Below are 21408 nucleotides of genomic sequence, written 5' to 3'. Positions count from 1 at the left end.
AAGAATGCCGCGAGGTCGTCGACGCACATGACCGATCCGATCCGATCCCTTCGCACCGTCAACCTCAATCTCCTGCCGGTTCTGGCCGAACTTCTCCGCTGCCGGAACGTCACGCATGCCGCGTCGATCCTCAATCTCACCCAATCGACCGTGAGCGGAGCGCTCCGGCAGTTGAGGGAGATTCTCGGCGATCCGATTCTGGTGCAGCGCGGCCGCGAGATGCAGCTGACGGAGCGGGCTCGCGACATGATCCCCGAAGTCGAGCATCTGGTCGAACTCGCCAGTCGCCTCCTGCGAGCAGAGGATTTCGACCCCGCGACGGCCCGCACGAATTTTCAGATCGCAACCGCGGATTACCTCTCGGCGCTGATCGCCTCGCAGGTCGGCCGTCTGCTGCAGGCCAGCGCACCGAACGTCTCGCTGACGCTGCTGCCGACACCCGGGTCCTCGGCGAAGTCACTGATCCAGGGCACGCTCGATCTCATCATCTGTCCGAACCGGCGTTCGAACCTTCAGGCCTGCGGCATTTCCGAGGACGACGGCGACTTCGAGTTGGAGGTGTTCAAGCGAGAGCGGTGGTCGGCGATCCAATGCGCCGCGCACCCGTCCGCCGGACGCGATCTCGATTTCGAGGAGTACTTCGCACGTCCGCACGCGATCTATTGCCGTACCGACGGACGCAACACGATCGAGCAGGATGCCCTGGTGAACATCGGGGCCGTCCAGAAGAATTCCATCCTAGTCCCCTATTTCACCTTGTTGCCGCAGATCGTCGTGGGAAGCGATCTGATCGCCCTCATCCCGCAGACACTGGCCGAACACTATTCCAAGGCGTTCCATATCGACGTCTTTCGACCGCCCTTCGAAATACCGCCGCTCGAGTCGGCGATGATCTGGGCGAAGAACCGGGAGTTTTCTCCGAGCCTTCGATGGTTGCGATCGATCGTCCGCGGCTTCGGCGATCCTTGAAAGCCCGACCCCAGAAGTCGAAACGCGTCGAAATCGCATGCTTCGGGTACGCAACGCCGGCGACGCGGCCGAGACGGCCGTCTTTCGCCGCGCGAGGCGCAGTGCGAGAGGCGACCAGTCGTAGGACCGGCCGCCCCCTCGCAAGGGCGTCACCAGGGCAACGTTCCCTGATCGTTGAAGAAGCCACCGTTGGGACCGTCGTCGTCCAACAGCGCCATCCGAAGAATCACGACGGCGGCTTCTTCGGTGGTCCGCGACGGCAGGTAATTGGTCGCGGCCGTCGCCGTGTAGCCGGGGCAGATCGCGTTGACCTTGAAGCCCTTGTCGGCGAGCGCCGCGGCATAACTCACGGTGAGAGCGTTCACCGCCGCCTTCGAGGCGGAATAGGTCGGTGTCACCTTGTCGGCATGTTCCCAAGTCGGGTCGTGGCGCAACCCGAAGGAGGCCAGCTCCGAGGAGACGTTGACGATCCGCGGTGCGGCGCTCTGCTCCAACAGCGGCAACATCGCTTCGGTCAGGCGCAGGCCACCGACCACGTTGATCGCCAGCGTCTGCTCGATCTTGTCGACCGCGCTCAGACCGGGCACGTAGTCGAGCCCGACCCCGGCATTGTTCACCAGGATATCGATGCGGCCGAGGTCGCGCTCCAGCTTTTCAGCCAGGGCGGCGACGCTCGCCGGATCGGTCACGTCGAGCTGCATCGCGGTCACCGATCCACCCGCGTCGCGCAGGGGCGCGGCGACCGCTTCGCCCGCGGCCGGGTCGCGGCTGCCCAACAACACGTGAACGCCCGCTTGCGCGAGCCCTGCCGCGACCGCGGCGCCGATGCCGCGATTGGCGCCGCTGACCAGCGCGATCTTCTGTTCGGTTCCCGTCATTCTCGCGTCCGCTCCATCTCGCGCGGCGCCGGGATCGGGCCCGTCGCGCCGCCTCCACCCCGACCGCCGATCGGACCCGGGGGGCTTGCTCGAACAAGCCGACGGTACTTATAAAACCTCGAGTAAGGTTGAGGTCAATGGGGAATCGACCATGCCCGCGACGACGAATGCGCCCCGAGTCCCGCCGAAGTTTCTGAGCGTCGGGCAAGTGGCGCGGCGGGCCGGTGTGGCCGTTTCGACGCTGCACTTCTACGAGGAGAAGGGATTGATCGCCTCCTCGAGGAGTGCCGGAAACCAACGCCGATATCCGCGTGACGTGCTTCGCCGCGTCGCGATCATCCGCGTGGCGCAGGACCTCGGCTTTTCTCTCGCCGAGATCGCGGCGCTGCTGACCCCGTTTCCGCCCGGTTCGGCTCCGGATGCGCGCGCGGTGCGCGACATGGTCGCGGGTTGGAAGGCGGCGATCCAGGCGCGCATCGATGGGCTGAGCGAATTGCGCGACAAACTCGACGGCTGCATCGGTTGCGGTTGTCTGTCGAAGGACGTCTGCCCGCTGCGCAATCCCGCGGACCGGCTGGCGAACGAGGGGACGGGCCCGGTGCTGCTCGAGGCCGGACGGCGCAGACCTTCGTGAGCCAGATCGCCCGATCGCCGCTACCCGGTCGGATCGAACGCTCAGCCGAGATGGATCGAGCCGGCCCCGGTGGTTCGCAGTGCCGCCGATCCCGCGGCGTCGTCCCATCCCGCGGGCCCGTCGGCGGGTCGCGGGCCCTCCCCGAGCGCGTTCTTTCGCATGTTGTCGACGTCGCGTTTGGGTGGAAGGCCGAAAAGCCGGCCGTATTCGCGACTGAATTGTGAAGGACTGTCGTATCCGACGCGATAGGCCGCGCTCGCGGCATCGCAGCTCTCGTTCAACATCAGCCTGCGCGCTTCGTTGAGCCGCAGCCATTTCTGATATTGCAGCGGGCTCATCGCGGTCAGCTGACGAAAGTGCTGATGGAGGCTCGACGGGCTCATCTGCACATGGTCGGCGAGTTCGTCGACACGCAGTCGACGGCCGTAATTGGCCTTCAGCCAGTCGATCGCCCGCGCGATCCGTTGGCTCGGGCTACCCACCGAGACGATCTGCAACAGTCGCGGCGCCAAATCGCTCTGCAACAGCCGATAGTGGATCTCCCGCTCGATCGCGGGGGCGAGAAACGCGATCGCCTCGGGTTCGCGCAGCAGCGCCAGCAGACGACCGATCGGCTCCAACAGGTCCGAGGTGAGTGTGCCGATCGCGGCGCTCGCCCCATCGGCCCTCCCCTTCCGCGGCAGGCGCATCTGCGCGATCAGTTCGGCGATGACGCGGAGGTCGAGTTTGAGCGCCAAGCCGAGGCAGGGGACCTCCGGGCTCGCCTCGAGCACCTGCGAACTGCCCGGAAGGTCGAGCGACGCGAGAAGAAATCGCTCGTTGTCGTAGACCAGAGCGCTCTCGCCGATCAGCAACTGTTTCGCACCCTGGGTGACGAGAACGATACTGGGCTCCAAACGGCACCGGCAGGGCCCGGTGACCGCCTCGCGTCGAAACAGCATGAGGTTCGGTACCGCCGTCCGACGGTCTTCGGTTCCGACCGTCCGATCGGCGATGAGCTTCGAAAGCTCGGCTTGCCTTGCGCGAAGCGCCGCCCTCCTCGGCTCGATCTCGGTCTGGTCGGTCATCGGCCCCCTCCTCGGGTGCATGCGGCGCGGTCCCCGATCTCGCAATCCCCGTACGCGTCGGGATGCGGTCGGAACGTCCGGCGGGCGGCGGTCGGCAGGAGCGGCCGAGCCGAAACAGCTCGGATTATTCCCCGATTGCAGGGGTACTCCGCTGCGGCGCGCCTGTCGCCGAAAATCACGGACCATGGAGGATCGGGCAAGAAATCGATCGGATCATTCTATCGCCTCCCGACCGAGCCATGGAATGGTGCAGAGGTCGATCAAACGCGACGGATCCCGGGACGCCCGACGTGGACGCTCCGGTCGATCCGCAGACAGACAGAGGCCCGACATGCTCGAAGACAAGGTCGTGATCATCACCGGAGCTTCCTCCGGTATCGGTGAGGCGACGGCGACCCTACTCGCCGCCAAGGGTGCGAAGGTCGTTCTCGGCGCCCGCCGCGAAGACAAGCTGAAGGCGATCGCCGACGCCATCCGAGCCGCCGGCGGCGAAGCGGCCCACGCCGTTCTCGACGTCACCAAGCCGGAAGCCAACGACGCGATCGTCAAGCTCGCCCAGGACACGTTCGGCCGGGTCGACGCCATTCTGCTCAACGCCGGCATCATGCCGGTGTCGCCCATCTCCGCTCTCAAGACGGCGGAGTGGAAGCAGATGGTCGACGTCAACATCAACGGCGTCCTCAACGGGGTCGCCGCCGTCATGCCGATCTTCACCGCGCAGAAGTCCGGTCATATTCTGGCGGTCTCGTCGGTCGCCGGCATCAAGGCCTATCCCGGCACCGCCGTCTACGGCGGCACCAAGTGGTTCGTCCGCGACTTCATGGAATGCCTGCGCATGGAATCGGCCATGGAGGGCACGAACATCCGCACCGCGACGCTCTATCCGGCCGCCATCAACACCGAGCTGTTGAACACCATCACCGACGAGGGCGCGGCACAGGGCATGGCCGGTCTCTATGCGGCCTTCGGCATCTCGCCGGCGCGGGTCGCCGACGTCGTCGCCTTCGCGCTCGACATGCCGGAGGACACGACCGTCAACGAGTTCACCGTCGGCCCCGCCAAGCAACCCTGGTGAGGGCCGGACCTCGGCGCCGGATCGGTCGCGCGCGGGCCTCCTCTCTCCCCGCGCGCCGGCTCCGTCGCGATCGACGAACTCCGGGATGGTGAGACCGTGGACATTCCGGTTCGCCCATTCCCGAGAAACACGTCCGACCGATCGCGTCGGACCTCGGTCGCCCGACCATCGGCGGCGATGACGAAAGGAACCGACATGAAGATCTCTCGCGTAGGGTCGGCACCGTCCGCGAAAGGCCCCGCGGACTGGTTCACCGGAACGGTGCGGATCGATCCGCTGTTCGCGGCGGAAGATCCCGGCCGTGCGACCGGGGCGTCCGTCACCTTCGAGCCGGGTGCTCGAACCGCATGGCACATGCATCCGGCGGGCCAGACGCTGATCGTCACGGCGGGCTTCGGCCGCGTGCAGCGCGAGGGCGGACCGATCGAGGAGATCCGCCCCGGCGACGTGGTGTGGATCTCGGCCGGTGAGAAGCACTGGCACGGCGCAGCACCGGACGTCGCCATGACCCACATCGCCATCCAGGAAGTGGTCGACGGGTCGGCCGTGACCTGGAACGAACACGTCTCGGACGCTCGGTACGACCCGAAGTGACCCGGAGCGGCGACGCGGCCGGCGGAGCGAGCCCCGCCGCGGGTCCTTCGCTCTCCTCGCGGTACGAACACGGAGGAACGATCGATGGCGACCCGCCTCACTTTCCGATCGGCGATCATCGCCGTCGCGACGATCACCGCCCTCGCCGTGGCCCATGCCCAACAGAAGGCACCCGACATGAAGATCAGGATCGTCACCGGGGATCGGTTCGCCGTCGCCGAGCTCGACGACAATGCCACCGCTCGGGCCTTCGTCGCTCTGCTGCCGCTCCGGCTCGTCCTCACCGACTATGCCGCGACCGAAAAGATCGCCGATCTGCCGGGCAAGCTCACCACGGCGGGCAGCCCGCCCGGCTTCGCGCCGAAAGCGGGAGCCGTCACCTATTATGCGCCCTGGGGCAATCTGGCGATCTTCGTCAAGGATTTCAGCCATTCGGCGGGGCTGGTCGAGCTCGGTCGGATCACCTCCGGTCTGGAGATCATCGGCCGACCCGGTCCGGTTCCCGTCATCATCGAACGCGCGACGGACTGACGGGGTGCGCCCCGCCGCCCCTCTCCGACGCATAGGCTCGCGTGGGGACGAAACTCATCGAGGACGTGCCCGGTGAAGTGACGTCGAACGCCTCGCGGTCACCCGGCGCCTCGACCTTCCTCGTCGAGGGCGCGATCCCGCGAGAAAAAGGGCGGCCGAAGCGGTCGTCGCTTCGGCCGCCCGAGGCGAGCGCAGGGAGACGCGCTCGAAGGGGGACCCGCCGAATCCGGGGCTGCGTCGCGCTGCTCGCGTCAGCGCCAGTCGAGACCGATGTCGACGGCCGGGGCCGATTGGGTGATGCGGCCGACCGAGACGTAGTCGACCCCGGTCTCGGCGATGGCGCGGATCGTCTCGCGCGTCACGCCGCCGGACGCTTCGAGTTCGCAGCGGCCGGCGACCAGACGGACGGCCTCACGCATGATCGGAACGGACATGTTGTCGAGGAGGATGGCGTCGGGGCCCGCTTCGACCGCCTCGGCGACCTGCTCCAGCCGATCACATTCGACCTCGATCGCCGGCAGACCGGCGGCGCGGCAGCGGCGCACCGCCTCGCCGACCCCGCCGCAGATCGCGACGTGGTTGTCCTTGATCAGCACCGCGTCATAGAGGCCGATGCGATGGTTCACCGCGCCGCCGAGCCGCGAAGCGTACTTGGCGAGGTGGCGCAACCCGGGGATGGTCTTGCGGGTGTCGAGCAGGACGCAGCCGGTGCCGGCGATCAGATCGGCGTAGGTGCGGGTCGCCGTGGCGATACCGGAGAGATGCTGCAACAGGTTGAGGGCGGTGCGCTCGGCGGTGAGCAGGCCGCGCGCCGGGCCGTCGATGGTGCAGAGGACCCGGCCGGCCGTGACGTGATCACCGTCGGCGGCCTCGGTCACCACGCGGGCCGTCGGCGCGAGGCGGTGGACGATGTCCTCGACGAAGGCGAGCCCCGCGACCACCAGGTCCTGACGGGCGACCATCGCACCGGTGAAGCGGAGGTCGGCCGGAATGACCGTCTCGGAGGTGATGTCGCCCGAGCCGACGTCCTCGGCGAGCGCCGCCTCGATGGTGCGAGCCAGTTCGGCGGCGAGAAGGTGGGGCGGTACGTGGTGATCGATCACGGTGCGATCCTCGGGTGCGAGCGGTTCGAACGATGATGGTACGGAGCGGGTCGATCGCGGAGCGATGGCGACCGGGCGACGCGCAGTGACGGCGGAAAGCTCGTGCGGTCGCCTTCGATCAGCGGTCGGCTTCGGCACGATCGATGAGGCGGGCGAACTCCCGCGTCGACAGGATGCGGCGATCCTGCTTGGCGGCTTCGATCTCGTCGACGGAGAGATTTCGCACCATGGCGAGCAGGGTGCGTCGGGTGGTGGCGATGTCGTCTTCGCTGACCCCGGCGACGGCGAGTTCGTTGACCTCGACCGCCATCGGCACCAGCACGTCCTTCAGGGCCCGCCCGGCGTCGGTCAGGTGCACGAAGACCTTGCGGCCACTGCCCTCGGGGGCGTGGATGCGGTCGACGTAACCGAGCTTCTCCATCGCGACGAGCGCGGTGAAGGCGGTCGGCTCCATCAGTCCGGCGCGCTCGGCCAGCTCGCGCTGGGTCAGGCCGTCGCGGTTCCACAGGATGCGCAGGAAGGTCCAGTGACCGAAGGAGACCGAATGCTCGGCCAGCCGTCGTTGCAGGCTGCGGGTCAGACCGCGGGTCGCGTCCTTGATCAGATGGGCGAGGCGATCATTGGGGACGTCCTCGAGCCAGTGCTTGAGCGTCGCCTCGGCGGTCGCCGCCTCGTTCGCCGGCTTGGTTTTCGCCGGCCCCTTGCCGGCGGACGATTTTCCCCGGGTGTCGGAGGTTTTCTCGGTCATCGCCGATCCCCTGGAACGACCTGGTGGTGGAGGACGACCTCGCGATCTTCGGCGGCAGACTGGAGGATCGCTCCGCAGACTTCAAGCGTCGCCATGCCCCAGGCGCCGTCGTGGATCGGGGGCACGCCCTCGATCACCGCCGCCCAGAGTTCGTCGATCACCTCGGCTCGCGGCACTTCGGGCGCCGGGAGGGCTTCGAAGCGCCGTTCGTGGTCGGCGTAGACGAGCACCCCTTCGGCCGTCGGACGCAGATCGGCATGGTCGCAGGATGCGACGACGAAGCCGAAGTGGTTGTGGGCCACAGGCGGGATCTCGCGGCCACCGGCGCCGGCGCCATAGGTCCGTGCCGCCTTGAGGGCGATCTCGTCGGCCTCGCTTCGGCCGGCCAGCCGCGCCCGGGCGCCGCCGTAGTCGGCCGCATCGCGGCGCTGGCCGAGTTCGCCGATCCAGCCACAGAGTTCGTCGGTGTCGAAGTGACCGGCGCCGCTGTAGGTCATCGTCGCCGAAGCGCCGTCGGCGAAGGTGAGGAGGGCGTTGTAGGCGCTCTCGCTGCGTCGCGACGGATCCCAGACCGCGGCGGTGGCGCGGACGCTCTTCACCAGCCCGCCGCCGAGCAGGCGAACGATGTCCACCTGGTGCGCCGCCTGGCTCCACACCACGCCGCCGCCGAGCGCGGTGTCGAGTTCCTCCGGACGGCGCGGCCGGTAGAGGAAGTCGGTGAAGTTCATGGCGGTGATCATCCGCAGGCGACCATGTTCCCCTGCTTCGATGGCGCGGCGAGCCTGGAGCACGGGAGCGTCGAAGCTGTGGCTGTGTCCGACCACGAGATGGACGCCGGCCTTTCGCGCCGCGGCGGTCATCGTCTCGCAGGATGCGAGATCGAGCGCCATCGGCTTCTCCACCAGCACATGCCGGCCCGCCTCGAGCGCCGCGATCACCTGCTCACGGTGGAAACCGTGCGGCGACGCGACGTAGATCGCCTCGACCTCGGGATCGGCGCAGAGCGCCTCCACCGTCTCGTGGGCGCGACCGCCGAACTCGGCGACGAAGTGGTCACGCGCCTCGGGACGGGGGTCCATGGCGGCGACCAGACGCACCAGCGGATGGGCGCGCAACGTCGGCAGCATCAATACGAAGGCGCGGCCGAGGCCGATCACCCCGAGGCGGAGCGGCCGGCGAGGCACGCTGGCGGCTCCCTTCGTCATAGGTCGAGCACCAGTTCGCCGCCGCGCGAGCGCGAGACGCAGATCATGATCGCCGACGACTTCTCCTCGTCGCTCAGCGCCAAGTCGCGATGATCGACCTCGCCGGAGAGGACGCCGACGCGGCACGAGCCGCAGGTGCCGCTTTCGCAGGAGCTCGAGACTTTGATTCCGGCGGCACGCAGCGCATCGAGGATGGTGACGTCGGCGGCGACCGGGACGACGCGACCGCTGCGGGCGAGGCGGACGTCGAAGGCGACGTCGTCGGGGCGCGGCGCGGCGGAGACGCCGCCGAAGTCCTCGAAGTGGACGGCGGAGGTCGACCAGTGACCGGTCATGTCGCGCACCGCGTCCATCAGGAAGCGCGGGCCGCAGCAATAGACCTGACCCTTGGGGCGCTCGAGCAACGGCCAGAGATCGAAGGCGCGCGCCGGGTCGCCGCCGTCGTGATGGATGGTCACCCGGCCGCGGAAGCCGTCGCCCGAAAGCTCCTCGCGATAGGCTGTCGTTTCCGGCGAACGCGTCAGATAGACGAAGCGGAAGGGGCCACCGTCGGTCTCGATGAGATGGCGCGCCATCGACAGGAGCGGCGTGACGCCGATGCCGCCGGCGATGAACAGCACGCCGCCGGGCCGCGCTTCGAAAGGAAAGGCGTTGTGCGGTTCGGAGACGGCGATCTCGTCGCCGGCCTTCGCGTCGTCGACGAGGCTCATCGAGCCGCCGCGACCGCCGGGATCGCGCTTGACCGCCACCACGTAGCGGTCCCGCTCCGACGGCGCGTTGCACAGCGAATAGCAGCGGACCTCCCCGTTCGGGACGCGCAGCCGCAGATGCGAGCCGGCCGTGAAGGGCGGCAGGTCACCGCCGTCGTCGCGAGCGAGCACGAACTCGTGGATGTCGTCGGCGAGGCGACGACGCGAGACGAGGCGCAGCGGGGTGAAGTCGGAGTCGGGGGCGGCGTTCATGTGCAAGGCCTCGGGTGCAAGTTATATTAGATATCTAAGACGCTTTTCCGAGAATGCAACAGGAAAGTCGATCTATGCCGTTCATTCGATGGAGCGAATATAATTCAGTAGAAGCGCGCGCGGGGGCTATTCAATTTGTGCATTGCGAAAATCAAAAAACGTAGAGTTCCATTTTGTCTCTGGACAGCTCATGGACGCTTCACGTATGCAAATTAGAGAGCTAAGTTAGTCCTCGGAGTGGACCGGCTATGGCTCGTGATCGAGGGAGGAGCCGTACATGCTCACGAATGACGAAAACGATCTGCTCTGCCGCGTCGAGGGCGATGCCCCGATGGGGCAGATCTTCCGCCGCCACTGGATTCCCGCCTGTCTTTCCGAGGAAGTGCCCGAGCCGGATTGTGCGCCGCTCAAGATCCGATTGCTCGGTGAGGACCTCGTCGTCTTCCGCGATACCGACGGACGCCTCGGTGTGCTGGACGAATACTGCCCCCACCGGCGGGCCTCGCTGGCCTTCGGGCGCAACGAGGAATGCGGCCTGCGCTGCCTCTATCACGGTTGGAAATTCGACGTGGACGGCAACGCCGTCGAGATGTCGTCGGAGCCGAAGGAGTCGGGGCTGGTCGAGAAAGTGAAGCACAAGGCCTATCCGACCCACGAGGCCGCCGGCTTCGTCTGGGTCTACATGGGGCCGGCGGCGGAGAAGCCCGAGTTCCGGATGCCGGTCTACGTGCCGACCGAAGACACTCAGTTCTCGATCGCCAAGATCATCATCGACTGCAACTGGGCGCAGATTCTGGAGGGCGCGATCGACTCGGCCCATTCGTCGAGCCTGCATTCCTCCGACATGGTGCCGTCGCGGGTCTCCCGCGCCATGGCGACCGACACGAACTGGCTGCGGCCGTCGACCGACAAGTCGCCGCGCCTCGTCGTTCAGCGCACGCCCTTCGGCTTCCGCTACGCCGCGATCCGTCGCCCGACCTTCAACGGCGACACCCACGACTACGTGCGCACGACGCTGTTCATCGCGCCCTATACCGTGCAGATCCCGCGCAACGACCGCTACAACGTGGCGATCCTGCATATCCCGATCGACGACACCCACACCGCTTTCCACTTCATCGGCTGGGGTCACGGCGACGACGAGGTTCCGGAAGTGGCCACGTGGCGCAAGTTCCTCGGCGCCGAGGTCGGCACCGACGTGGATCGGCACTTCCGCAAGATCCGCAATCGGGACAACAACTACCTTCAGGACCGCACCCTGATGAAGCTCGGCAACTTCACCGGCATCAAGGGCATCCCCAACCAGGACATCGCCATGTGGGAGACCATGGGTCCGATCGCCGATCGTTCGCGTGATCGCCTCGGCGCCTCCGATCTGGCGATCGTCGAGTTCCGTCGCCGCATGCTCGATGCGGCGCAGGCCTTCGCCGCTACGGGCGCGGTGGTCGGCCGTGGTAGCGACGTGGTCCCCCAGATCCACCTCAAGTCGTTCGAAGGCGTCGTGCCGAAGGGCACCGACTGGCGCACGCTCGGCGTTTCCGCCGAGGAACTGGCCGCGACGGCTCAACCCGCCGCGGAATGAAAAGAAGAAGCGGGCGGCGGACGGGCCGCCCGCCGAAGAACAACACAGGGAGGGAAGACACATGCGACACATCCGTGAAACGGTGGCCGGATTCCTGGCGGCGGCGGCGCTCGCCCTCGCCGCGCCCGCCGCGGCCGAAGAGACGACGGCGATCCACGTGGTGCTCCCGCTGACCGGCGGTGCATCGTTCCTCGGCAAGGCCGAGCAGAAGGCGCTCGAAGTCGTCGAGAAGACCGTCGCCGACAGCGGCGGAATCCACGGACGCAAGTTGAAGTTCGTCTTCCACGACGATCAGACCAAGCCGCAGGTCGCGGTTCAGACGGCGAACGAGATCCTCGCCACCAAGCCGACGGTGATCATCGGCTCCGCGTTGGTCGCCACCTGCAACGCCATGGCGCCGACGATGCGGCGTGCCACGGTGATGTACTGCCTGTCGCCGGGCGTCCGGCCCGCCCCCGGCGATTTCATGTTCACCTCGAGCTCGTCGACCGCCGATCTCGCCGCCGTCCTGATCCGCTACTGGCGGTCCCGCGGTATCACCAAGTTGGCGCTGATCACCTCGACCGACGCCTCCGGCCAGGACGCGGTGCGCAACATCCGCGAGGTGCTGGCGCAGGCCGAGAACGCCGACGTCAAATTGGCGGCGGAAGTGACCTTCAACCCCGGAGACGTCAGCGTCTCGGCGCAGATCCAGCGCATCGCCGCGGCCGAGCCGCAGGCGGTCATCGCCTGGTCGACCGGCGCGGCGATCGGCACGGTGTTCAAGGGTATCGTCGACGCCGGGCTCGATCTGCCGGTGGCGACGACCGACGGCAACATGACCTACGAGCAGATGACGCAATATGCCTCGATCCTGCCGAAGCAACTCTACATCCCCTCGCCCCTTTGGCCGCGTCATGCCGGGGTGAAGCTGCCCGAAGGCGTCGAAGAGGCGCAGAAGACCTTCTTCGCGGCCTTCGACGCCGCCGGGATCAAACCCGACATCGCGGCCGCCCTCTCCTGGGATCCGGCGATGCTGGTCGTCCACGCCCTGCGCTCGCTGCCCGACGGTGCCGGCGCCGAGCAGATCCGCGCCTTCCTCGCCGACCTTCAGGGCCATGCGCTCACCAGCGGCATCTACGACTTCCGCAAGGTGCCGCAGCGCGGTCTCGACGACACCTCCGTCGTCGTGACCCGTTGGGAGCCGACGAAGCAGAGCTGGGACGTGATCAGCCGACCGCGCGGCCTGCCGCTCGACTGATCGATCCTCGGTTCGCCGAATGTCCGCCGATCGGGAGGAACGCGGAGCATGACGAATTTCATCCAACTTCTGATCGGCGGCGTCCTCACCGGATGCATCTACGCGCTGATCGCCCTGGGCTTCTCGCTCATCTTCAGGGTGACCGGCGTGGTCAATCTGGCGCAGGGGGCATTCTGCATCCTCGCGGCACTCGCCTGCGCCAGCTTCGAGACACAGTTCGGCTGGTCGATCCTCGCCTCCTGCATCGGCGCGGTGGCGGTGGCGGTGACGGTCGGGGCGGTGGTCGGCGCGACCAGCTTCGTCCCCGGCCTGACCCGGCTGTCGAACGCCAACATGCTGATGTTGACGGCGGGTCTCCTCACCGTCTTCGAAGGCGCCATGCAACTCGTCTGGGGCAGCCAGCCCTATGCGTTGGAGCCCTTCTCGGGGCAGGAGCCGCTCGCCTTCGCCGGCATCACCATTCCCACCCAGGGGCTGTGGATGCTCGGGATCACCGGCGTGCTGGTCCTCGCGCTCTGGGCTCTGCTCACCCGCACCCGGCTCGGACAGGCCCTGCGCGCCTGTTCCGAGAACCCCACGGCGGCGCGCCTGATGGGCGTCAGCGTCCCGCGGATGACGCTCTTCAGCTTCTGCCTCTCGGCTCTGATCGCGGCGATCGCCGGCGTGGTGATCGCTCCGGCGACGTCGCTGCAGTTCGACAGCGGCCGGCTCTTCACCGTCTCCGGCTTCATCGCCGCGGTGATCGGCGGCATCGCCTCGCTGCCCGGCGCGATCGTCGGCGGGCTGGTGCTCGGTGTCGTCAATTCGCTGGCGACCGCCTATCTCTCCTCGCTCTATTCCAGCGCCATCGCCCTCGGGCTGTTGCTCATGGTGCTGGTGTGGCGACCGAGCGGCCTGATGGCCGGCGGTCCCGCTCGGCGCCAGGACGTGCGCGACGAGGCGCGGGTGTGGAAGCGGGTACACCGGCTGACGCCGGAGGCCCGGCGCTTCGCCGCCGTCGCCGCACTGATCGGCGCGATCGCGCTGCCCCACGGGATGGCGTCCGAGGCGATCCTGAGCAGTCTGGTGATCGTCGGCATCCTGTTCATCGCGCTGATCGGGCTCGATCTGCTGATGGGCTGGTGCGGACAGGTGGCGCTCGGGCAGGCCGGCTTCATGGCGATCGGCGGCTATACCGCGGCGGGGCTGGCGATCGAATACCAGGTGTCGCCGGTCGTCGGCATCCTCGCCGGCATGATGCTGTCGCTCGTCTGCGCGCTGATCCTCTCGGTGGTGACGCTACGGCTGCGCGGTCTCTATCTGGCGCTCGCCACCCTGTCCTTCGGTCTCCTGGTCACGTCCTTCGCGGTCGGCCTGACCGAACTCACCGGTGGTCCCTCCGGTATGGTCGGCATCCCGTCGCTCGAGATCGCCGGCTACGCCTTCGACACGACCGAGTCGATGTATCACCTCGTGCTCGTCCTCGACGTGGCGCTGATCGTGATCTCCCAGGGTGTGATGCGCTCCTCCTTCGGCCGGGCGATCCAGGCGATCCGCACCGATCAGATGGCGGCGGCGGCGCTCGGGGTGAACGTGCTGCGCACCAAGCTGGTGGTGTTCGCCGTCAGCGCCATGCTGGCCTCGCTCTCCGGCAGCCTCTATGCCTTCAACTTCCACTTCCTGTCGCCCGACATGGTCGATGCGACGCGGTCGCTGGAGTTGGTCGCCATGCTGGTGATCGGTGGCGAGGGGACCCTGATCGGTCCGCTGCTCGGCGGCCTCCTGCTCACCCTCCTGCCGACCGTCTTCGCGCCGCTCGCCTCGGCCAAGACGCTGGTCTCCGGCCTGTTGCTGGTCGGCTGCTTCCTGTGGTTGCCGCACGGTCTCTACGGCCTGCTGGTCGACGGCCTCAACCGGATCTTCCGCCGGATCGGCGGGGCCGCCCGTTCCGGCGCGCCGAGCGAGGAGGGCGCGCGATGACGGCTCCCCTCCCCCATGCCGCGTCGCGCCCGGGCCTCGAGGTGCGCAACCTCTGCCGATCCTTCGGCGGCCTCCAGGCCACCGCCGATGTCTCCTTCTCGGTGCCCTTCGGCACGGTGACGGCGCTCGTCGGCCCCAACGGAGCGGGCAAGACCACGCTCTTCAACCTCGTCACCGGCATCGTCCGCCCGCAGAGCGGCGAGGTGTTCTTCGACGGCGAAAGGATCACCGGCGTCTCGGCCGGGAAGATCGCGTCGCTCGGACTGATCCGCACCTTCCAGACCGCCCGCGTCTTTCCCGGACTGACGGTGCTGGAGAACGCCATGGTCGGCGGCCATCGCCGGGTGCGGACGTCGCCCTTCGCCCACATGATCTCCCTCCCCTCGGCGCGCCGCGAAGAACGGGCGCTCAGGGAGCGGGCCGAAGCGATGCTCGACATCGTCGGCCTGAGCCGGGTCCGCGACACCCATGCGGTGGAGCTGCCGATGGGGTCGCAGAAGCTGCTCGAGGTGGTCAGGGCGTTGATGGCGGCGCCGCGCATGCTGCTGCTCGACGAGCCGGCCGCCGGCCTCAACGACAGCGAGACCGCCGATCTCGCCGCACTGCTGCGGGCGATCCGCGACTGCGGGGTCACCGTCCTCGTCGTCGAACACAACATGGCGCTGGTCATGTCGGTCGCCCAGCAGGTGGTGGTGCTGGAGGCCGGAGCGGTGATCGCCTGCGGCGGCCCGGACGAGGTTCGAGCCGATCCGCGGGTGATCCGCGCCTACCTCGGCGCCGAAACCGACACACATGGAGGACGGTCGTGATCCTGTCTCTCTCCGGCCTCACCGTCGGCTACGACTCGAACCCCGTGTTGACCGGCATCGATCTCGACGTCGCGCAGGGGGAGATCGTCACCCTGGTCGGCGCCAACGGCGCCGGCAAATCGACCATGGTCCGCACCATCGCCGGGCTGATGCGACCGACCGCCGGCGACGTCGTCTACGAGGGGCGTTCGATCGTCAGGTCGAGCCCGGCCGAGCGTCTGCGCCTCGGCCTCGCGCTGGTCCCCGAGGGGCGGCAGGTCTTCGCCGGCCTCACGGTGCGCGAGAACCTGGCGCTCGGGACCCATGCCGTCCACGGCTCGATCGACGCGGCCGAGCGCCGGCGTCGGCTCGACGAGGTGCTCGACCTCTTCCCCGTCCTGGCGCAACGGCTCGACAGCCCGGCCGGCAACTTCTCGGGCGGCCAGCAGCAGATGCTGGCGATCGGTCGCGGCCTGATGTCGGGACCTCGTCTGCTGATGCTCGACGAACCGTCGCTGGGCCTCTCGCCGTTGCTGGTCTCGGAGATCTTCCGGCTGATCTGCAGCTTGCGCGATCGCGGCCTGTCGATCCTGCTCGCCGAGCAGAACGCCCGCTCCGCTCTCGCCGTCGCCGACCGCGGCTACGTTCTCGAGAACGGACGGGTCGCGCTGTCGGGATCGGCGGCGGATCTCCTCGGCTCGTCGGAGATCGCCGAACGCTACCTCGGAGCCGGCGCCGCCGTCGCCGGTTCCTCCGCCGCGGAACGCGCCACGACCGAGCGCCTTCGCCAACTCCTCTGATGCCGCCGGAACCTGATCGAATGTATGCGAACCTCTCCCTCTCCGTCGCGGTCGGCGACTACGACCGCACCCGACCGCTCGTCGACGGCACCGTCCGTATCGACGGCGTCGATCCGGTGTTCATGCTGTTGGAGCCGGAGGAGATCTTCTTCCGCGCCTTCCGCCACGCCGAGTTCGACATCTGCGAACTGTCGCTGTCGAGCTACACGGTGAAGACCGCACGCGGCGACAGCCCCTATGTCGGCGTGCCGGTGTTCCCGTCGCGGGCCTTCCGCCACACGTCGATCTACGTCCGGACGGACCGCGGTATCCGCGAACCGGCCGATCTGAAGGGCCGCCGCGTCGGCGTGCCGGAGTACCAGCTCACCGCCAACGTCTGGGCCCGCATGATTCTCGCGGATCACGGTGTCGAGCCCCGGGACGTGCACTGGCTGCGCGGCGGCTACGACGAACCGGGCCGGGTGGAGAAGATCGCTCTCGACCTGCCGCCGGACGTGCGGCTGGAGTCGATCCCGGAAGGGACGACGCTCTCGGGCCTCCTCGCCGCCGGCGAGATCGACGCGGTGATCGGCCCGCGGGCGCCGTCGTGTTTCGAGGCCGGCCACCCGCACGTCGGGCGGCTGTGGGCCGACCCGGTCGCCGCGGCGTCCGACTGGTACCGCCGTCACCGCCATTTCCCGATCATGCATCTGGTCGGTGTCCGCCGCGATCTCGTCGAGCGTCACGGCTGGCTGCCGGCGGCGGTCGCCAAAGCCTTCGGCCGGGCCAAGGCGGTCGGCCTCGCCCGCCTCGGCGACACCTCGGCGACCAAGGTGACGCTGCCCTTTGTCGAAGAACGGCTGCAAGAGGCCCGGGCTCTCCTCGGAGAGGATTACTGGTCCTATGGTTTCGAGGCCAATCGCCGTACACTCGACGCGTTCCTGACGGCTCACCACGCCCAGGGTCTTTCGATCCGACGCCTCGCGCCGGAGGAGCTTTTCCATCCCACCACGCTCGAGTCGCATCGGATCTGAATGGAGAGCGGACCATGACCGGAATCCTCGACGTCATCCGTCGCTGGCGCGACCGCTGGGAACTCGACCGGACCGTGCCGGAAGAACTCGACCGTATGTTGAGCGAGGTCGGGATGACCCATCACGATCTCGCCGCCGCGGCCGACGGCGGCGAACACGTCGCGCGGTTGTTGCCGGCGATGTTGGCGCTCAACGGTATCGAGGCCGAGGAGGTGCGGCGCGAACTCGGCCTGCTGTTCCGCGACCTCGAACGGGTCTGCAACAACTGCCGGGAGGTGAAGCGCTGTCGCCACCTGATGGACGAGGGAGCGCCGGTCGATCAACTCGCCGAGATCTGCCCGAATGCAGCGACCATGGCGAGCTTGGCGTCGAAATGAACCGGGCCGGGTTCGTCGATGCCATTCTGATCCGCGTCACGCGGCGAATGCCGTCGACACCGGTATGACAGACCGGTGTGGTCATGCCCGGTCCGCGTGAGCGGCACCGTCGCAGGTCGAAAGTGCCAACGCACACCCGACCAGAACCCGGAAGGCGAATGCCGGCATCATGAGGTGGTCGCCTTCGGGTCGCATCCGCGCTGGCGGAGTGGGTGATACCGAGCGGATGAAGTTCTGACCTGTTCGGAACGTCATCCGCGAAGGCAAGCCCGAACGGGCGTCGGCCGGTCAGGCCGCAACTCACGAAATTCGGACGAGTCCGAATTTCGTGAACTCGGTATGAGACGATCCATACTGCGCGGCGTCGAGGGAGGGGCGGGATCCATCGCGGCGACCACCGGGAGCTTTTCCGTCCGCAGTGGTTCGGCGCCCCTCGTGACGCCCTCGACAGTTTCAGGGTCTGTTCGAGAACGAGGAGATCGTTCGGGCCGAGTTCATCCTCGCGCCCGAGCCGAGATCGGCGATTGTGGACGCTCTGCGGGATCGGACCGCAGCCGACACGTTGGTCGTCCCCCGGCCGGGGAGGACCTGGCGGAGATCGTCACTCACCGGAACACCGCCGACATCGGCGACCCGGCCCGGGTCTCGCCGGACTGGGTGCGCGGGCGCAGCGTCTCGTCCGGACGGGCGGGGCGGTCGTCGGCGAGAGAGGTGAGGACGGTGACGGTCAGAAAGGTGAGAGCGGCGATCACGGCGGCTGCACGAACGGACGAGAACATCATCGCCTCCAGGCAATCTCGGGCGGCGATGAACTCGGCCACCACCGGTCCGTCGTTCGTCCTCTCCTTTCGGTTCACGAAAAAATGCCGGTCGCCGACGAATTCTCGTCGAGACCTCACTCGCCGTGTTCGCACTCGATGCCGTGCACCGCGATCCGGCCCTGCGGCTGCCAACGTTTCATCGCCGTCTTCACCGCGAGGTCGACGAGGCAGCGGTATTCGTCGTGGCGATCGGGGTTCGCCGTGACGACGCGGGCGTCGACGGTGAAGGTCGGGGTGCCCGGCTTGCGCGGGAAGCCCTCGTTGCGGGCGAAACCGACCGACACCGTCGAATTGTGGCGCCAGCGGCGTGATTCCCCCACCCCGAGCCAGTCGCCCCGGTCGGCGGAGGTCTCGACCGTCACCACCCATTCGGCGGTCGGGCCCCTGGCGTTCTTCAGGCCGGCGCGATCGAGGGCATCGGTGAGCGGCGGCAGGAGATGACGCGGCAGGCCGGCGGCGATCTGCGACCGGGTCATCATCACCACGTAGGTGTGGCCGATCGGCGGGCCTTCGGCGCAGGCCGGCGCAGCCGTGATCGGCCCGAGGCCGCCGACGAGGGCGGCGAGGACGACGAGTATCGGGCGGGCGGCGGGGACGACGGATGCGGACATGGGGCGCCTCCGAGTGATCCGCCGATGGTGACAGATTCGCCGTCGGCCCGTGTCGCCCGATGCCGAGATGCTTCGAGCGACCCGGGACGGCGGGGCACGCTCACCAGCGCTGATGGACGTGCGGGGCGACCAGCCGGGTATAGATGTCGCGCGCCGCCGCCATGATCTCGGTCGACAGCGGCGGCAGATCTGCAGCGGCGGCGTTGGCGCGGGCCTGGTCGGCGTTGCGGGCACCGGGGATGACGACGCCGACCGCATCGGCCATGAGGATCCAGCGCAGGGCGAAGGCGGCCATCGGCACGCCCGCGGGGACCAGACGGCGGATCTCCTCGACCGCCGCGAGACCGACCTCGAAGGGCACGCCGGCGAAGGTCTCGCCGACGTCGAAGGCCTCGCCGTGGCGGTTGAAGGCGCGGTGGTCGTCGGCGGCGAAGGTGGTCGCGGCGGTGATCTTGCCGGAGAGAAGGCCGCTCGCCAGCGGCACGCGGGCGATGATCGCCACATCACGCCTCGCCGCCTCACGGAAGAACAGTTCGGCCGGGCGCTGGCGGAACAGGTTGTAGATGATCTGCACCGAGACGACCCCGGGGTATTCGATCGCCTTCAGGCCTTCTTCGACCTTCTCGACGCTGACGCCCCAGTCGCGCACCTTGCCCTTGCGCTTCAGGCCCTCCATCGCCTCGGCGACCTCGGGACGATAGAGCGTCTCGGTCGGCGGGCAGTGGAGCTGGACGAGGTCGAGGCGATCGACGGCGATGTTCTTCAGCGAGCGATCGACGAAGGCCTCGAGGTTCTCGGCGGTATAGCCGGCGTCGACATGGGGCGACAGGCGGCGGCCGGCCTTGGTGGCGACGAAGGGGCGATCCCCGCCCCGCTCCTTCAGCACCTCGGCGATGATCCGCTCGGAGCGCCCGTCGCCGTAGACGTCGGCGGTATCGACGAAGGTCATGCCGGCGTCGAGGGCGGCATGGAGGGCGGCACGGCCGTCGGCCTCGTCGACATCGCCCCACGAGCCGCCGATCTGCCAGGCGCCGAAACCGATCTCGGATACTTGCCGGCCGGTGCGGCCGAAACGGCGGGTCTTCATCGTTCTCGTCTCCAATATTCCGCCGTCGATCGAAACGAGACGGCGGTCGAATTGCCTTGCGTACCTCGAGATAGCGGATCGCGCCGTCGACACAAGGCCCGTCGCGACATGCGAGCCCGTCGCCGATCGATGCGCGGCGGAGGGGTTGGTTTCCCGGGCGCGTGGCGGCCTGCGCCGAATCGCCTCGATCGCATCGGAGCGACGACGCGCCGGCCTCCCCTCCCCGCCGCGACGACGGCGCGCTATGAAGGATGAGGTGGGGACCTCGGGGCGCATATTGCGACGACGCCCCGCCGCGGGCCGAGAGGAGAGAACGATGGCGCGGATCCGGAGCTTCGGCGAGATCGACGGCGTAGGCGTCGAGGAGATCGTACTCACCTCGAACGGCGGTGCGACGGCGTCGATCCTGACCATCGGCGCGGCGATCCGCGGCCTCGAAGTGCCGATCCGCGGCGGGCGGCGGCAGGTGGCGCTCGGCTTCGACTCGGTCGAGGGCTATCGCGACAACGGCGCGCATGTCGGCGTCATGGTCGGACGCTGCGCCAACCGCATCGCCGGCGGCCGGTTCCGCCTCGACGGCGTCGAGCACCGGGTGCTGGTCAACGAGAGCGGACGCAACACGCTGCACGGCGGGCCGATGGGCTTCACCCGGCGGGTCTGGTCGGTCGTCGAGGCGAGCGCGGATCGGGTCACCCTGGAGCTCGAGTCCGCCGACGGCGATCAGGGCTTTCCGGGCCGGGTGGTGGTGCGGCTCACCTACCGGCTGAGCGGAGCCGGCACGCTCGACATCTCGGCGACGGCGACCTGCGATGCCCCGACGCCGGTCAATCTCGCCAATCACGCCTATCTGACGCTGAACGAGGCCGGCGACTGCCGCGAGCACATGCTGGAGATCGCCGCCGATCTCTACACGCCCGTCGACGCGGCGCTGATCCCGACCGGGGCGATGCTGCCGGTGGCCGGAACGGTCTTCGACTTCCGCACCGCGCGGCGGATCGGCGGCGACTACGACATCGCCTTTGCCCTCGCCGGCGTGCCGGGCGAACGAATGGTGGCGGCGCGGGCGACGGCACCGGACGGGCGGCTGGCGCTCGAAGTGGTGACCGATCAGCCGTCGCTGCAGCTCTACACCGCCGGCTTCCTGTCGCACTCGCCCTTCGCCGCGTACGGATTGGCGCACGGACCCCATGCCGGCTTCTGCCTGGAGGCACAGGGCTTCGTCGACGCCCCCAACCACCGCAACTTCCCCTCGGTGATCCTGCGCCCGGGCGAGGCCTACGGCCACGAGACGACCTATCGGCTGCTCGCGCTCTGAGAGTCCGTTTTGAAAATCACGGATGAGCGTTTCGCCTGAGGAGATTGCC

General features: G+C 68.2%; 22 protein-coding genes. 13 read left to right on the top strand and 9 right to left on the bottom strand.

Going from position 1 to position 21408, the window contains the following annotated elements:
• Window positions 1-27 precede the first annotated feature (27 nt).
• Window positions 28-969 (top strand): LysR family transcriptional regulator, encoded by a 942-nt coding sequence (locus V7Q42_RS16950; protein WP_333825289.1) that lies wholly within the window; start codon window positions 28-30, stop codon window positions 967-969.
• Between the two features lie 149 nt (window positions 970-1118).
• Here V7Q42_RS16950 and V7Q42_RS16945 read toward each other — a convergent pair whose 3' ends face one another.
• On the bottom strand, window positions 1119-1847 hold the full coding sequence (locus tag V7Q42_RS16945) for an SDR family NAD(P)-dependent oxidoreductase (RefSeq protein ID WP_333825288.1): 729 nt from the start codon (window positions 1845-1847) through the stop codon (window positions 1119-1121).
• Between the two features lie 151 nt (window positions 1848-1998).
• Here V7Q42_RS16945 and soxR point away from each other — a divergent pair, with 151 nt between their 5' ends.
• Entirely contained in the window at window positions 1999-2481 is a 483-nt protein-coding gene (soxR, locus tag V7Q42_RS16940; RefSeq protein WP_333825287.1) for a redox-sensitive transcriptional activator SoxR, read from the top strand.
• Between the two features lie 41 nt (window positions 2482-2522).
• Here the strand turns inward: soxR and V7Q42_RS16935 are convergent, their stop codons facing one another.
• Window positions 2523-3548: an AraC family transcriptional regulator gene (locus tag V7Q42_RS16935; RefSeq protein WP_333825286.1), complete on the bottom strand. Its 1026-nt coding sequence runs from the start codon at window positions 3546-3548 to the stop codon at window positions 2523-2525.
• A 331-nt stretch (window positions 3549-3879) separates the two neighbouring features.
• Here V7Q42_RS16935 and V7Q42_RS16930 point away from each other — a divergent pair, with 331 nt between their 5' ends.
• From V7Q42_RS16930 to V7Q42_RS16920, 3 genes are all read left to right on the top strand, one after another.
• Window positions 3880-4623, top strand: coding sequence for an SDR family oxidoreductase (locus tag V7Q42_RS16930; protein ID WP_333825285.1), 744 nt, complete (start codon window positions 3880-3882; stop codon window positions 4621-4623).
• A gap of 195 nt (window positions 4624-4818) precedes the next feature.
• Entirely contained in the window at window positions 4819-5217 is a 399-nt protein-coding gene (locus V7Q42_RS16925) for a (R)-mandelonitrile lyase (RefSeq protein ID WP_333825284.1), read from the top strand.
• A gap of 84 nt (window positions 5218-5301) precedes the next feature.
• On the top strand, window positions 5302-5748 hold the full coding sequence (locus V7Q42_RS16920; RefSeq protein WP_333825283.1) for a cyclophilin-like fold protein: 447 nt from the start codon (window positions 5302-5304) through the stop codon (window positions 5746-5748).
• A 251-nt stretch (window positions 5749-5999) separates the two neighbouring features.
• Here V7Q42_RS16920 and nadC read toward each other — a convergent pair whose 3' ends face one another.
• From nadC to V7Q42_RS16900, 4 genes are all read right to left on the bottom strand, one after another.
• Window positions 6000-6851 carry a carboxylating nicotinate-nucleotide diphosphorylase gene (nadC, locus tag V7Q42_RS16915; protein ID WP_442958222.1) on the bottom strand — a complete coding sequence of 284 codons (852 nt, stop codon included), beginning with the start codon at window positions 6849-6851 and terminating at the stop codon, window positions 6000-6002.
• Window positions 6852-6969: 118 nt separating this feature from the next.
• On the bottom strand, window positions 6970-7599 hold the full coding sequence (locus tag V7Q42_RS16910; RefSeq protein WP_333825282.1) for a MarR family winged helix-turn-helix transcriptional regulator: 630 nt from the start codon (window positions 7597-7599) through the stop codon (window positions 6970-6972).
• The gene (locus V7Q42_RS16905) at window positions 7596-8804 is read right to left on the bottom strand and encodes a Gfo/Idh/MocA family protein (RefSeq protein ID WP_333825281.1); all 1209 of its coding nucleotides are present in this window, start codon (window positions 8802-8804) and stop codon (window positions 7596-7598) included. Before V7Q42_RS16905 ends, V7Q42_RS16910 begins: the two co-directional genes overlap by 4 nt.
• Complete coding sequence (locus V7Q42_RS16900) at window positions 8801-9766, bottom strand: PDR/VanB family oxidoreductase (RefSeq protein WP_333825280.1); 966 nt, start codon at window positions 9764-9766, stop codon at window positions 8801-8803. Before V7Q42_RS16900 ends, V7Q42_RS16905 begins: the two co-directional genes overlap by 4 nt.
• A gap of 277 nt (window positions 9767-10043) precedes the next feature.
• Between V7Q42_RS16900 and V7Q42_RS16895 the strand changes: the two genes are divergently transcribed.
• The 7 genes from V7Q42_RS16895 to V7Q42_RS16865 all read left to right on the top strand — a co-directional run bounded on the left by V7Q42_RS16895 (window position 10044) and on the right by V7Q42_RS16865 (window position 17525).
• Window positions 10044-11348, top strand: a complete 1305-nt coding sequence (locus V7Q42_RS16895; RefSeq protein ID WP_333825279.1) for a Rieske 2Fe-2S domain-containing protein — start codon at window positions 10044-10046, stop codon at window positions 11346-11348.
• Between the two features lie 61 nt (window positions 11349-11409).
• Window positions 11410-12588 (top strand): ABC transporter substrate-binding protein, encoded by a 1179-nt coding sequence (locus V7Q42_RS16890; RefSeq protein ID WP_333825278.1) that lies wholly within the window; start codon window positions 11410-11412, stop codon window positions 12586-12588.
• A 48-nt stretch (window positions 12589-12636) separates the two neighbouring features.
• Window positions 12637-14547, top strand: a complete 1911-nt coding sequence (locus tag V7Q42_RS16885; RefSeq protein ID WP_333825277.1) for an ABC transporter permease — start codon at window positions 12637-12639, stop codon at window positions 14545-14547.
• On the top strand, window positions 14544-15356 hold the full coding sequence (locus V7Q42_RS16880; RefSeq protein WP_333825276.1) for an ABC transporter ATP-binding protein: 813 nt from the start codon (window positions 14544-14546) through the stop codon (window positions 15354-15356). Before V7Q42_RS16885 ends, V7Q42_RS16880 begins: the two co-directional genes overlap by 4 nt.
• On the top strand, window positions 15353-16135 hold the full coding sequence (locus tag V7Q42_RS16875; RefSeq protein WP_333825275.1) for an ABC transporter ATP-binding protein: 783 nt from the start codon (window positions 15353-15355) through the stop codon (window positions 16133-16135). The genes V7Q42_RS16880 and V7Q42_RS16875 overlap by 4 nt, the downstream gene beginning before the upstream one ends.
• Before the next feature lie 20 nt (window positions 16136-16155).
• The gene (locus V7Q42_RS16870; RefSeq protein ID WP_333825274.1) at window positions 16156-17148 is read left to right on the top strand and encodes an ABC transporter substrate-binding protein; all 993 of its coding nucleotides are present in this window, start codon (window positions 16156-16158) and stop codon (window positions 17146-17148) included.
• A 14-nt stretch (window positions 17149-17162) separates the two neighbouring features.
• A complete protein-coding gene (locus tag V7Q42_RS16865) occupies window positions 17163-17525 on the top strand; it encodes a hypothetical protein (protein ID WP_333825273.1) in 363 nt (120 codons plus the stop codon).
• Between the two features lie 605 nt (window positions 17526-18130).
• On the opposite strand, the gene V7Q42_RS16860 is transcribed toward V7Q42_RS16865, so the two are convergent.
• The 3 genes from V7Q42_RS16860 to V7Q42_RS16850 all read right to left on the bottom strand — a co-directional run bounded on the left by V7Q42_RS16860 (window position 18131) and on the right by V7Q42_RS16850 (window position 20044).
• Complete coding sequence (locus tag V7Q42_RS16860; RefSeq protein ID WP_333825272.1) at window positions 18131-18346, bottom strand: hypothetical protein; 216 nt, start codon at window positions 18344-18346, stop codon at window positions 18131-18133.
• A gap of 74 nt (window positions 18347-18420) precedes the next feature.
• Window positions 18421-18957 carry a hypothetical protein gene (locus V7Q42_RS16855; protein WP_333825271.1) on the bottom strand — a complete coding sequence of 179 codons (537 nt, stop codon included), beginning with the start codon at window positions 18955-18957 and terminating at the stop codon, window positions 18421-18423.
• Between the two features lie 100 nt (window positions 18958-19057).
• Window positions 19058-20044 carry an aldo/keto reductase gene (locus V7Q42_RS16850; RefSeq protein ID WP_333825270.1) on the bottom strand — a complete coding sequence of 329 codons (987 nt, stop codon included), beginning with the start codon at window positions 20042-20044 and terminating at the stop codon, window positions 19058-19060.
• A 316-nt stretch (window positions 20045-20360) separates the two neighbouring features.
• On the opposite strand from V7Q42_RS16850, the gene V7Q42_RS16845 reads away from it, so the two are divergent.
• On the top strand, window positions 20361-21359 hold the full coding sequence (locus tag V7Q42_RS16845) for an aldose epimerase family protein (protein WP_333825269.1): 999 nt from the start codon (window positions 20361-20363) through the stop codon (window positions 21357-21359).
• The last annotated feature ends 49 nt before the right edge of the window (window positions 21360-21408 follow it).

Origin of the sequence: Pinisolibacter sp. (assembly GCF_036782435.1) — a bacterium.
Lineage (GTDB): Bacteria > Pseudomonadota > Alphaproteobacteria > Rhizobiales > Ancalomicrobiaceae > CALBKH01.
The sequence above is the reverse complement of the archived record's forward strand: the minus strand, read 5'-3'. Positions and strand labels throughout refer to the sequence as shown.

Bases quoted from the DNA above. Each gene is read 5' to 3' on its own strand.
- V7Q42_RS16950 (WP_333825289.1), top strand. From the start codon at position 28: ATGACCGATCCGATCCGATCCCTTCGCACCGTCAACCTCAATCTCCTG.
- V7Q42_RS16945 (WP_333825288.1), bottom strand. From the start codon at position 1,847: ATGACGGGAACCGAACAGAAGATCGCGCTGGTCAGCGGCGCCAATCGC.
- soxR (WP_333825287.1), top strand. From the start codon at position 1,999: ATGCCCGCGACGACGAATGCGCCCCGAGTCCCGCCGAAGTTTCTGAGC.
- V7Q42_RS16935 (WP_333825286.1), bottom strand. From the start codon at position 3,548: ATGACCGACCAGACCGAGATCGAGCCGAGGAGGGCGGCGCTTCGCGCA.
- V7Q42_RS16930 (WP_333825285.1), top strand. From the start codon at position 3,880: ATGCTCGAAGACAAGGTCGTGATCATCACCGGAGCTTCCTCCGGTATC.
- V7Q42_RS16925 (WP_333825284.1), top strand. From the start codon at position 4,819: ATGAAGATCTCTCGCGTAGGGTCGGCACCGTCCGCGAAAGGCCCCGCG.
- V7Q42_RS16920 (WP_333825283.1), top strand. From the start codon at position 5,302: ATGGCGACCCGCCTCACTTTCCGATCGGCGATCATCGCCGTCGCGACG.
- V7Q42_RS16910 (WP_333825282.1), bottom strand. From the start codon at position 7,599: ATGACCGAGAAAACCTCCGACACCCGGGGAAAATCGTCCGCCGGCAAG.
- V7Q42_RS16905 (WP_333825281.1), bottom strand. From the start codon at position 8,804: ATGACGAAGGGAGCCGCCAGCGTGCCTCGCCGGCCGCTCCGCCTCGGG.
- V7Q42_RS16900 (WP_333825280.1), bottom strand. From the start codon at position 9,766: ATGAACGCCGCCCCCGACTCCGACTTCACCCCGCTGCGCCTCGTCTCG.
- V7Q42_RS16895 (WP_333825279.1), top strand. From the start codon at position 10,044: ATGCTCACGAATGACGAAAACGATCTGCTCTGCCGCGTCGAGGGCGAT.
- V7Q42_RS16890 (WP_333825278.1), top strand. From the start codon at position 11,410: ATGCGACACATCCGTGAAACGGTGGCCGGATTCCTGGCGGCGGCGGCG.
- V7Q42_RS16885 (WP_333825277.1), top strand. From the start codon at position 12,637: ATGACGAATTTCATCCAACTTCTGATCGGCGGCGTCCTCACCGGATGC.
- V7Q42_RS16880 (WP_333825276.1), top strand. From the start codon at position 14,544: ATGACGGCTCCCCTCCCCCATGCCGCGTCGCGCCCGGGCCTCGAGGTG.
- V7Q42_RS16870 (WP_333825274.1), top strand. From the start codon at position 16,156: ATGTATGCGAACCTCTCCCTCTCCGTCGCGGTCGGCGACTACGACCGC.
- V7Q42_RS16865 (WP_333825273.1), top strand. From the start codon at position 17,163: ATGACCGGAATCCTCGACGTCATCCGTCGCTGGCGCGACCGCTGGGAA.
- V7Q42_RS16855 (WP_333825271.1), bottom strand. From the start codon at position 18,957: ATGTCCGCATCCGTCGTCCCCGCCGCCCGCCCGATACTCGTCGTCCTC.
- V7Q42_RS16850 (WP_333825270.1), bottom strand. From the start codon at position 20,044: ATGAAGACCCGCCGTTTCGGCCGCACCGGCCGGCAAGTATCCGAGATC.
- V7Q42_RS16845 (WP_333825269.1), top strand. From the start codon at position 20,361: ATGGCGCGGATCCGGAGCTTCGGCGAGATCGACGGCGTAGGCGTCGAG.